The 10,048-nt window shown below is 44.3% G+C and carries 12 protein-coding genes; 7 read left to right on the top strand and 5 right to left on the bottom strand.

The features are described 5' to 3' along the window. Positions 1-98: 98 nt before the first annotated feature. From QUA50_RS28360 to QUA50_RS28350, 3 genes are read left to right on the top strand one after another with little or no spacing between them, the layout of a single operon-like run. Entirely contained in the window at positions 99-485 is a 387-nt protein-coding gene (locus tag QUA50_RS28360; protein ID WP_333268587.1) for a hypothetical protein, read from the top strand. A 33-nt stretch (positions 486-518) separates the two neighbouring features. Further along, positions 519-1,088, top strand: coding sequence for a hypothetical protein (locus tag QUA50_RS28355; protein WP_333268585.1), 570 nt, complete (start codon positions 519-521; stop codon positions 1,086-1,088). Between the two features lie 7 nt (positions 1,089-1,095). Next, positions 1,096-1,782 carry a hypothetical protein gene (locus QUA50_RS28350; RefSeq protein ID WP_333268583.1) on the top strand — a complete coding sequence of 229 codons (687 nt, stop codon included), beginning with the start codon at positions 1,096-1,098 and terminating at the stop codon, positions 1,780-1,782. Between the two features lie 100 nt (positions 1,783-1,882). On the opposite strand, the gene QUA50_RS28345 is transcribed toward QUA50_RS28350, so the two are convergent. Next, on the bottom strand, positions 1,883-2,182 hold the full coding sequence (locus QUA50_RS28345; protein WP_333433679.1) for a hypothetical protein: 300 nt from the start codon (positions 2,180-2,182) through the stop codon (positions 1,883-1,885). 24 nt (positions 2,183-2,206) lie between these two features. On the opposite strand from QUA50_RS28345, the gene QUA50_RS28340 reads away from it, so the two are divergent. Together QUA50_RS28340 and QUA50_RS28335 are read left to right on the top strand one after the other, a co-directional pair. After that, positions 2,207-2,437 carry a ribbon-helix-helix domain-containing protein gene (locus QUA50_RS28340; RefSeq protein ID WP_333268580.1) on the top strand — a complete coding sequence of 77 codons (231 nt, stop codon included), beginning with the start codon at positions 2,207-2,209 and terminating at the stop codon, positions 2,435-2,437. A 51-nt stretch (positions 2,438-2,488) separates the two neighbouring features. Beyond that, positions 2,489-2,935: a DUF5958 family protein gene (locus tag QUA50_RS28335; RefSeq protein WP_333268578.1), complete on the top strand. Its 447-nt coding sequence runs from the start codon at positions 2,489-2,491 to the stop codon at positions 2,933-2,935. Positions 2,936-3,035: 100 nt separating this feature from the next. Here the strand turns inward: QUA50_RS28335 and QUA50_RS28330 are convergent, their stop codons facing one another. From QUA50_RS28330 to lepA, 3 genes are all read right to left on the bottom strand, one after another. Then, positions 3,036-3,440 carry a transcriptional regulator gene (locus tag QUA50_RS28330; protein WP_333268576.1) on the bottom strand — a complete coding sequence of 135 codons (405 nt, stop codon included), beginning with the start codon at positions 3,438-3,440 and terminating at the stop codon, positions 3,036-3,038. After that, a complete protein-coding gene (locus QUA50_RS28325; RefSeq protein ID WP_333268574.1) occupies positions 3,424-3,723 on the bottom strand; it encodes a type II toxin-antitoxin system HigB family toxin in 300 nt (99 codons plus the stop codon). Before QUA50_RS28325 ends, QUA50_RS28330 begins: the two co-directional genes overlap by 17 nt. A gap of 482 nt (positions 3,724-4,205) precedes the next feature. Then, positions 4,206-6,020 carry a translation elongation factor 4 gene (gene lepA / locus QUA50_RS28320; RefSeq protein WP_333268572.1) on the bottom strand — a complete coding sequence of 605 codons (1,815 nt, stop codon included), beginning with the start codon at positions 6,018-6,020 and terminating at the stop codon, positions 4,206-4,208. 328 nt (positions 6,021-6,348) lie between these two features. On the opposite strand from lepA, the gene QUA50_RS28315 reads away from it, so the two are divergent. Next, a complete protein-coding gene (locus tag QUA50_RS28315) occupies positions 6,349-6,576 on the top strand; it encodes a hypothetical protein (RefSeq protein ID WP_333051858.1) in 228 nt (75 codons plus the stop codon). A 545-nt stretch (positions 6,577-7,121) separates the two neighbouring features. Next, positions 7,122-9,041, top strand: a complete 1,920-nt coding sequence (locus tag QUA50_RS28310) for an ATP-binding protein (RefSeq protein ID WP_333268570.1) — start codon at positions 7,122-7,124, stop codon at positions 9,039-9,041. Positions 9,042-9,661: 620 nt separating this feature from the next. Here the strand turns inward: QUA50_RS28310 and QUA50_RS29330 are convergent. Next, positions 9,662-9,844, bottom strand: a complete 183-nt coding sequence (locus tag QUA50_RS29330) for an ISAzo13-like element transposase-related protein (protein WP_445243851.1) — start codon at positions 9,842-9,844, stop codon at positions 9,662-9,664. Positions 9,845-10,048: the final 204 nt, after the last annotated feature.

The following is a 10,048-nucleotide window of genomic DNA, read 5'->3' as shown; positions in this document are numbered from 1 at the left end:
CGCATTAAATTGAGAGCCGACCGTCCTACTTAATGTTTTGTTACATACTTATAAATTTTCCCGCCGACCTACTTAGTACCAGTTGGTATGAAGTCAGCATGGGTGATAACAAATTTGAATTAATTGGTCCGAGCGGAGAACTTTTGCTTAAATTACCGAAGAGGAATTCTTCATCTAATGAAGCACCAACTTATAAATTAATGGTAAGACGATTGACCAGTGAACCAGTGAAAACGATTACAGTTAATTGTGCCGATAAAGTCAGAATAATTTGGGGAATCGCTATAATTCCGAAATGTACCTCTACTGGAACTTATATCGATCTAAAAACAGGTGATGGTTATGGCTCTAATTCTTATCCACTAATTGTGAAAACAGCCAATGGCTCTCCTATGCACTTTAACAATAATATGTTTGAGTGGAAAAGATGGTCTGTGACTTCAGATGCTCGCCAGGTAAATTTGACATTCTCAGCAAGTAGGTAAATTCTAAAATTTAGATAGAGCTAAAAACAGGTTATGAATAAGCTAAAATTTCCAAACAAAAAAATGACCAAGATGCAACGCTTGATATCTGGCTTCCTCACTGTCGCAGTCCTAACTTTAGCAACAGATTTAGTACAAGCTCAAAGGCGGCGTCCACCGGGAACAGCTTCTTTAGGTGAAATGAAATGTCAGAAAATAAAAGGAGGCGCTTATGAGGTCATAAATGAAGATATTCCTATAGCGCTTGAAATATTTAAAGCTGTGGCATATCTAGGAGACTGGAACGGTAAGGCTATCGATCAGAAGTATCCTATTCAGGTAGCTTGTAGATTAGCTGCGCCAGGAGAAAAACCAAAATTTAAGACTTTGACTCTGGCTTTTGGTTTTCCCGATAATCACGCCTCTTCCAAAGGCGCTTTAGTTCGTTTGTCTGTTTATAAAGATGGAAACTTTGCTGGGTACAAAGACGTGACCTTCGGACAGCAACTGCTCTGGCCTATTAATGTCACCAATGTTCGTAGTATTGCTTTAGAAGGTGAGTGTAAAAGGTCTTCAGGAAGCAGTTGTCCAGCTATTTACTTTTATCAAGACATTTTAGAGTGATAAATTTATGAATCGCAGAAAATTTATTCAATACAGCGCATTAGGGAGCGCTTCATTTATTGTCAACTTGGGTTTGCACAATCCCCAGAAAGCCGATGCTTTTCTATTTTTATTAGCTAATCCTCTTTTACGCCTTGTTTTGGGAGGATTGGGCAGAGGGGCTTTTTCATTTTTCCAACAGCGAAATCAACAATGGTTTGACAAACGCTTAGAAGTGCAGTTAGCGCAACGTGAATTTCTGGAAAGACAGTTTACAAATGTGGCGGTTGCTGAAGTTAGAAGTCCTCAATATACTGTAGTAGTCGGTTCTGAACGCCGCGAATCTTTGGGCAAGAATGCTGTCCTCGCTTTTCCTCGAATAGAATACGATCGACCAACTATGTCAGCCTTTTCTGGTGCGGCTTGTATTGGGATGTCTATTGCAGCTATGTATTTGCGAGAGAATCAAAGGTTAAGTGTTGATGAAGTGCAAGCATCTGTTTTGCCGCGACTCGGAGGGGGTGCTAGTTATGCTGATTGGCGGGATTGGAACTCGACTAGCTTTAGATATTATCCAAATAATTACTCGGATACTGGTGTTAGGATTCGCTATGATGCTGTTGAACCCCGTCGCGGCGGTTTCGGCATAATTGAAGTTACTGTTGACGCCTATCGCCCGATCGCGATTCCACAAATTCGAGTCAATTATGCCTAGCTATTAGTTGCTATAAAGTGCGAGCGGCCTTAATCTCCAAAAGTGCGATCGCCCTCGATAATTTGACAGTTAACTTATCAAAAACCCTCCCTCAAAAAAGTTATCCTCGGCGAGGGGGTAAATCAAACACCACTTCAAATCGGATGTTGGGCACTCGTTGCCGAAACAACTGAAGATGTCCCTCCGCATCCGATCGGCTGCGATAGCGACCGACGATCGCCCATTGCAAGCTGTGAAGCAAGCGGGCAACTACCCACGGCTTCAAGTATCCTTCGTATTTCATAATAGAGGAGTCTCCATTGCTAAACGGAGCCAGAGCCAGCGCAGAAACTTGGTCGGTGGATGCGCTGGCTTCTGACATTACCCATAAAAATAACACGAAGTAAGCATTAGTGTGCATAAGTAAGCATAAAGCTGACTGCGGATGCACGAGCTGGACGGGCGAGGTGGCACAATAGGGGAAACTTCCAATAGATTGCAAGGCATGAGCGACAGCGAGCGGATTTCAGTGGTTTTGCCAACACAGGCTAAAAAGGATCTCGAAAAGTTGTGCGATCTCGAAAAGCGATCGATCTCCAACTTTGTCTACCTTCTGATTCAAGAGGCGATCGACCAAGCAAAAGCATCCGGCAAGCTCAAATCCACAGATGCCTGAAACTAAAAGGAGAACCTCACGTTATATTTGAGCCAGACTTAGGAGAGGCAAATGAATCTAGCCGATGAAATTACAATCAATCAAATTAAACAAGAATTAATTAGCCAAGAAGATGCAAAAAACTGGTTTTTAAGCTTCCCAACCGAATACCAGCAGGAAATATTGCAGCGGCTATCCTACATGACCCTCCAAGCAGGGGCGCGAGAAGAAGATGTTTCCCTAGCTATTGCCAAATCAAAAGTTCGCCCAACTTACACCCCTTGTGTGTTGCTGAGTAGAGGGCGATTAAAAGAACAAATGGCAAAGCTTTTGAAACTGCCGCCCTCAGAATCTATCAAAACCTTTTTCCTGTTAATGAGTTTATTGGCAATTGCCGATGCGCGCAGGTACTGCAAATATTGTCAAGATGGCTGTAGCCACTGGTGGCATCGCGATTTGAGCGATCGCAAAGTTGTAGATGAAATTCAGCGGGAGTTTCAACAAAGCATTCTTGTTTAAGTTGTAGTAAGCTGTGATGCGAGCGGGCGATCGCCCCTCACGCTGCAGCCATAATTTCACTCATTTCAACTTCTTATTTTTCTCTTATACTCTACTTCCCTTAATTACCAAACAAACTCGACTCTACATGAAAAAAACTCCCCAGAATCAATGCCAGCTCTTTGCCAATATCTCCCTCACCATTAACCAATTCATACACTCTTTTTTCAGACCCAATAACTCCCACCAAGTCAGCAGGTTGTAACTCTCTTTGTTCCATCAAAAACAGCAAGATTGAATTAGGCGTTGCTGTGGCTCCTGGTGCGTAATATTCCTGCTCAAATTTTTCAATCAATGCAACCAGCAATTCATATAACTCATTTTCTTCAGGAGTACGATCGCGGCGGTGCATCAACTCTTCCACCATAGCCAGAGCCTTCTCATTATCCGCTTCATTTCTAATTATTTTCGGCTGGTACTGAGACAATAACTCTTTGTATTTATCTGGATTAAAAGTAAGGGTCATTTTTCCATTTTTCCTTATCATACTCAGCATGGGTGAGAATATATTTGATATAAATTAATTGGCTCTCATAATCAATACTAACTATTAATCGATAGTTGTTACCTTTGATATTAAAAACTGTAAACCCCCCAACAGCTTCGGCTTTCGGAAAAACAGATTGTACCTCAACTAAGTTAGACCATTTAGCCTTGCTAGCAATTTTAAACCAGTTATCCAAAGCTTCCCCGCAATCAGCATGAGTTTCGCTGTATTCACGCACCCGTTTGTAGCTGATTATGTGCATCTACATATAAGAAATTTAAACTAAGTTTTAGTTTAGCTCAACCAATTTCTTTGGTCAAGAGTGATCGCCCTTTTGCTCCAAAAGTGCGCTCGCTCTTAATCTCACTCAAAGAAACCGGGTTTTTTACCGAATTTACCGTGTGTAACGCGTCTTTGGGGAAAAAACCCGGTTTCTGGGCCCCCACAGGGAGGGGCAAGATGCCCATCCCACAAGAAAACAGACAAACAGACTCTTTGTGGAACAGGCATCTTGCCTGTTCCTAGAACCCCACAAAAAAACTCACTCTTTGTGGAACAGGCATCTTGCCTGTTCCGGGAAAAAAACCGGTTTCTGGGCCCCCACAGGGACGGGCAAGATGCCCATCCCACAAGAAAACAGACTCTTTGTGGAACAGGCATCTTGCCTGTTCCTAGAACCCCACAAAAAAACAGACTCTTTGTGGAACAGGCATCTTGCCTGTTCCTGACAAAAAGCCACACAAATTACGAATCCCGATCGAGCTTCAGCACAGCCATAAAAGCCTCCTGCGGCACATCCACAGTACCCACAGACTTCATCCGCTTCTTACCCTTCGCCTGCTTTTGCAGCAACTTCTTCTTCCGCGAAATATCCCCGCCGTAACACTTCGCCAACACATCCTTCCGCAAAGCCGGAATGTGCTCCGAAGCAATCACCTTCGCACCAATTGTTGCTTGAATCGGCACCTTAAATTGATGGCGGGGAATCAACTCCTTGAGTTTTTCCGTCAATCCGCGGCCCACATTGTAAGCCTTATCCCGGTGTACGATCATCGCCAAAGCATCAACCGGATCGCCATTAATTAAAATGTCCATTTTCACTAACGGATTTTCGCGATAACCGATGAGGTGATACTCCATGCTCGCATAACCGCGCGACCGCGATTTCATCTGGTCGAAAAAGTCAGTCACCACCTCCGCCAAAGGCAACTCGTAAACCAGCGTAGTGCGGCCTTGACTCAGATACTTCATATCCATAAAAATGCCCCGCCGACTTTGAGACAGTTCCATCAGCGCGCCCACATAAGTTTCCGGCGACAGCATTTCTACCCGCACATAAGGTTCCTCCATTTTCTCGCGATACTGAGGATCGGGCAAGTGGCTGGGATTGTCAATTGTTAACACTTCCCCTTTAATTGTTGTGATTTGATAAATCACAGAAGGAGCCGTAACAATCAAATCCAAATTGTATTCTCTCTCCAGTCTTTCTTGCACAATTTCCATGTGCAGCAAACCCAAGAAACCGCAGCGGAAACCAAATCCCATCGCACTCGAAGTTTCCGGTTCGTAAGAAAGCGCCGCATCGTTGAGTTTGAGTTTTTCTAAAGCTTCCCGCAAATCGGGAAATTGGTCGGCATCGATCGGGAACAAGCCGCAAAAAACCATCGGTTTTGCTTCTGTATAACCCGGCCAAGGCTCCGGTGCAGGCTTTTTGACTAAAGTAATCGTATCGCCGACGCGAGCATCAGCTACGGCTTTAATTGCCGCAGCCAGATAACCGACTTCCCCCGCGTGCAGTTCGTCTACTTGAACTTGAGTCGGTGAAAGGATGCCCAATTCATCAATGACATATTCCTTACCCGAAATCATCAACAAAACCCGATCGCCCTTTTTGACACTTCCGTCCATCACCCGGAAATACACAATTACCCCGCGATAAGGGTCGTAATAACTGTCAAAAATTAGCGCCCGCAGCGGTTTGTCAACAGTATCCTGCGGCGGCGGCACCAATTCGACGATCGACTCCAAAATCTCATCTATACCAATTCCTTCCTTAGCCGAGGCCTCAATCGCCCCGCTACAGTCGAGACCGATAATTTCTTCAATTTCCCCTTTTACCCGTTCCGGTTCTGCCCCCGGCAGGTCAATTTTATTTAAAACAGGAATAATTTCCAGATTGTTTCCCAAGGCAAGGTAGACATTTGCGAGGGTTTGTGCTTCCACGCCTTGAGATGCGTCTACCACCAGCAGCGCCCCTTCGCAAGCAGCGAGCGATCGCGACACTTCGTAAGAAAAGTCCACGTGTCCGGGAGTGTCGATCAGATTCAGCACGTACTCCTGACCGTCCTTGGCAGTATAATTCATCCGAGCCGCTTGCAGCTTGATCGTAATGCCGCGTTCGCGTTCGAGATCCATATTGTCTAAAAACTGCTCCTTCATCTCCCGTGCTTGCACAGTCCCAGTCGCCTGCAACAGGCGATCGGCCAAGGTCGATTTTCCGTGGTCGATGTGAGCAATAATCGAAAAATTACGAATGCGAGATACAGGGACGTTAGTCATGTTTTTTATCGAAGAGCTAATCGGCAAAGGATACTTTTTGTTGTATGATTACACAAGCAAGAGTAGAGTGCTTAGTTCAACCTCTTACTGGGGATTGAGATGAAACCACAACTGAGACAAACCTCAAGAGTATCAGTTATTACCCTTTCCAGTGTCCGACCGAGGCCGGACACCCAAAAGGAAAAAACTTTTCTCTCTCTCATTGTACAGAAAGCGGTTAAGCGGTTGAGGAAAGGTTGGGTGCAAATCAGGGACTGCAAATATCTAGTCCAGTCGGTTGTCATCAAAAGAATTGAAACTTAAGAATTAAAACTAGGATTTTTTAACTATGAGCGAATCAAGAATACCATCCCACAGTTCGTCAGAAAAAGTCGAACTGTCCATCCATATCGATCCTGAACTGCTAGACCAAATTAAGCACTTGACGAATGACCCCAGCAAAGTCATTGAAACAGCAATCAAGCAGTGGCTCAGAGGCGAGCGCCGCGAAGACGAGCTGGCTCTGAGTTTACGCCGCAACCCCCCAGTCCCGCCGCGCGGTGAATGGAACGACTGAGGTACTCTCGCCCCAGACGGCGCGCGCAAATCTGCTGGCTGTAAAGTTTCTGGCTATGAAATTTCGATCGCGCCGGCGATATCCTGCAGATTTCGCGGCGAAAGCTACAAGTTGTGGGCGAGTGAACTCGGCTAAATCACAACCTCGGAACTCTTCGAGGTGGTGGTTCGCAGCCTCATATTTTGGCGTAATTTTCACATTTGATAGTTAATCGGTGCAGATTCCTAATTTCTCAATCTTAATTTTTATCTTTAAATTACCCAAAACGGCTGAGAACGAATAGTTTTGAGTTTTGAGTTGAGTTCAAAATTAAATAATTAATATTATATGAATTAATTAATTACTCAAAACTCAATAAAAGAAGCCTAAAATTTTTGCGATTTGTGAGTTTTAAACGATAAATGTTTCAATTAAAAATCAAACAACTTTTTAAGTGATTAATAACTCACAAATTAACACTAAAAGCCCCCAACAATGGAAAGTCTTGAGTTGTTTATTAAAAACTCAAGACTCCAAAATCCGAACTACTTTCATCCCCTACTCTGATGGACTCTAACACAGATTTCCGGCGATCGAGCCTCGCCTCTACAGTTTTTTTTCAAGAGTTAGGGGCAGAATTAGTATTTACCCAAGACGCAAGGGGTAGATATCTATCTTTTTACTGGCAAAAAGCCGAGCAGTACAACCTTACAGCAGAACAAATTGTCGTTAGCGAAGCCCTCGAAGAGGATCGCCCCCTCAGCGAAACCCTGCAACCCATCCCCCCCGCGCCTTATCTCGACATCCTGCGGCGGGCGCTCGAAACCCTCGTACCGCAACGGTTCAGCTATCCATTTTCCCACGCCGGACAATATTTTCTCTTCGATTTGACACTCACTCCGGCGATCGACTCAAACGGCAAAGCTACAAAAGTCTTAGTTATGGGAAGGCTGCTGTCTGACAAACCCACAGACAGACGGCCAGACTCCCCAGAATTCATGCTCTATCGAGCTTTGCCATCCCTCTTGGATGCCCGCCAACAAATGTCGCTTCCAGCGAGCCGTATCCCCGGTCGATCGCTCCCTCCCTACTCGGAAATCGACCGTAAAATCATCTCGCAAATCGCTCAAAACCTCCACAAAACCCTCGATTTAGCAACCATTTGGCAGCAAACTGTTAACAGCTTGGGTCAAGTTTTGAACGCGAGTCGCTGCATCATCTGTTCCTACAAAAAAGACAGCGAAAATCTCGAAACATCCCCCTTCCTTACCTCAGAAAATCAGCAAAATTCGACCGCCGCAGCCGCCGAATTACAAAAGTCCATAGCTAGCGACCCCTCGCTCCGGCTTTCCCCCGCTCAAATCGAAAATCTCCAATCGAAAACTTTTAAAGTAGTAGCTGAGTACCGCCAAGAAGCTTACTCTTCTATGCTGGGATTAGAACTGCGCGCAGCCGAACAGCCGGGGTGGATTCAAACTTTAGCCACCTTAAAACCAGTAGCAGTCGATTACGCCTCCCCCGCCACCGATCCCTTCGGTCGCCATTCCGTACTCGTAGCAGCTACCTCCTATGAAGACCAACCCAATGCACTGATATGTTTGCACCGCTGCGGAAATTCTCCGAAATGGAGTCCAGTCGAACTCGAATTCGCCCGCGAGTTAGTCGCTCAAGTCGGCAGTGCGATCGCCCACGCTACACTTTACCAAGAATTAGAACACGCTCGCGCCGAAGCCGTAGCTCTTTCCCAACTTAAAAGTCAATTTCTTGCTAATACTTCTCACGAACTCCGCACCCCCCTCAACGGCATCCTCGGCTTCCTAAAACTGCTTATGGACGGCATGGCAGATGACCCCGAAGAAGCGCACCAATTTATAGAAGAAGCTTACCGCTCCGCAGTACATTTGTTCAATGTGATTAACGATATTTTGGATGTCGCTAAAATCGAAGCTGGCAAAATGGAGTTAGACCTGGCTCCCGTCAAACTCGGCGAACTGTTGCAGCAAGTTGAGAATTTTACGCGGGTTCAAGTCGAGCAAAAGCGATTGCAATTTCAAATCCAAAAACCCCCTGTGGAGGACGAGATTATTGTGTACGGCAACTACCAACGCCTGCTTCAGGTAATCTTGAACCTCACGGGCAATGCGATTAAATTTACCGGGGAAGGGGGAATTCGCATCAGTGCCGAGGTTATTAAGAAAAAGGTGACTGTTCACAACCAGCAGTTCCCCGGAATGGTGAAAATCCGAGTCGCTGATACCGGCATTGGGGTTTCTCTCGACAAGCAGGATAAATTATTTGAGTCGTTTTTTCAGGTAGACGGCGATCGTACCAGGCAATACGGCGGCACCGGTCTGGGGTTGGCTATTTCTCAAAAACTGGTAGAAGCAATGGGGGGTACAGTAAATTTTTACAGTATGGGAGAAGGGCTGGGAGCGACTGTTACTTTTACTGTCCCGCTTTATCAAGAACCACTATTTAAAAATTAATCTTCAGTAATTGAGCATCAGTAATTAGTCATAGGGACGTTGAAGGAATCAGGAGTCAGGAATTAGGAAGTAAAAATAAATAACTTAATGAATGACTCAAATTGGGGTACGGTTCGATAATTCCATTTGGGGAAATCTTCGTCACAAACAACTTCCATAGTATTTTTGAAATTATCAGCCACCTTTCGACCAGTTTTATAAACTCTATTAAGGATCGCGAATTAAATAACTTACAATTTTAATTGTTATTGTGGGATGGGCGTCCCGCCCGTCCACTCATGACGGGCTATAAGAGCCCATCCCACAAACTTGTGGAAGTTATTTAATTCTCATTCCTAAGAATATTTACAGCTATAGATAGTCTTGCTTTAGTTTATTTTTTTGCGAAGACAGATTTGACTAATTCTCAAATTGTAAAAATCACTCCTTGACAAGCCCTAGTAATATGAGGAAAAAGTCGATGTTCTTTCTTGATTATGTTTTGATGTATAAAGAGGGTAAATTGTATATTTCGAGACCCGGTCAAAAATCGTCAAATCCTCTCCCCCTCTCCTTCTCCCTCTCTCCCTCTCTAATACCATAGGCAATTTAGATGCAACACAGCTTATTACTACCTCCCATCACCGGATAGCCCAAATAGAATTAGCATTAGGGTAGGTAGCTATACCATAATTATTCCACCATTTTTTTAAAGAGTCAGAGGCTAATTCATTGGTATATTTACTATTTTCTAATTTTAGATCTACTCGATTTTGTTGGTATTCATAAATCCCATATGTCACTACTTTAGAACGTGACCTCAACTCCAAAAATCACGTTCTAAAGTAGTGACAAATTCCTTAGCATAGAAAGTTAGTGGACGCTCCAAATTTTCTAAGATTTCTTTCTTTTTGGTGTCAAAAATAATATAGCAATCCTCGCATCATTTGCCTAATACCAATTCACTATGAAGGTACACTAAATGTAGGCTAAAAGTAGAGGAGATGTAATATGGCCAACAAATTTAA

Source organism: Microcoleus sp. M2_D5, assembly GCF_036701935.1.
Lineage (GTDB): Bacteria > Cyanobacteriota > Cyanobacteriia > Cyanobacteriales > Microcoleaceae > Microcoleus.
Note: the sequence above shows the minus strand (reverse complement) of the source record. Positions and strands in the feature narration are given on the sequence as shown.

Excerpts from the sequence above, each read along its gene's own strand:
- QUA50_RS28360 (WP_333268587.1), top strand. The coding sequence starts at position 99 with ATGGGTGATAACAAATTTGAATTAATTGGTCCGAGCGGAGAACTTTTG.
- QUA50_RS28355 (WP_333268585.1), top strand. The coding sequence starts at position 519 with ATGAATAAGCTAAAATTTCCAAACAAAAAAATGACCAAGATGCAACGC.
- QUA50_RS28350 (WP_333268583.1), top strand. The coding sequence starts at position 1,096 with ATGAATCGCAGAAAATTTATTCAATACAGCGCATTAGGGAGCGCTTCA.
- QUA50_RS28345 (WP_333433679.1), bottom strand. The coding sequence starts at position 2,182 with ATGCACACTAATGCTTACTTCGTGTTATTTTTATGGGTAATGTCAGAA.
- QUA50_RS28340 (WP_333268580.1), top strand. The coding sequence starts at position 2,207 with ATGCACGAGCTGGACGGGCGAGGTGGCACAATAGGGGAAACTTCCAAT.
- QUA50_RS28335 (WP_333268578.1), top strand. The coding sequence starts at position 2,489 with ATGAATCTAGCCGATGAAATTACAATCAATCAAATTAAACAAGAATTA.
- QUA50_RS28330 (WP_333268576.1), bottom strand. The coding sequence starts at position 3,440 with ATGACCCTTACTTTTAATCCAGATAAATACAAAGAGTTATTGTCTCAG.
- QUA50_RS28325 (WP_333268574.1), bottom strand. The coding sequence starts at position 3,723 with ATGCACATAATCAGCTACAAACGGGTGCGTGAATACAGCGAAACTCAT.
- lepA (WP_333268572.1), bottom strand. The coding sequence starts at position 6,020 with ATGACTAACGTCCCTGTATCTCGCATTCGTAATTTTTCGATTATTGCT.
- QUA50_RS28315 (WP_333051858.1), top strand. The coding sequence starts at position 6,349 with ATGAGCGAATCAAGAATACCATCCCACAGTTCGTCAGAAAAAGTCGAA.
- QUA50_RS28310 (WP_333268570.1), top strand. The coding sequence starts at position 7,122 with ATGGACTCTAACACAGATTTCCGGCGATCGAGCCTCGCCTCTACAGTT.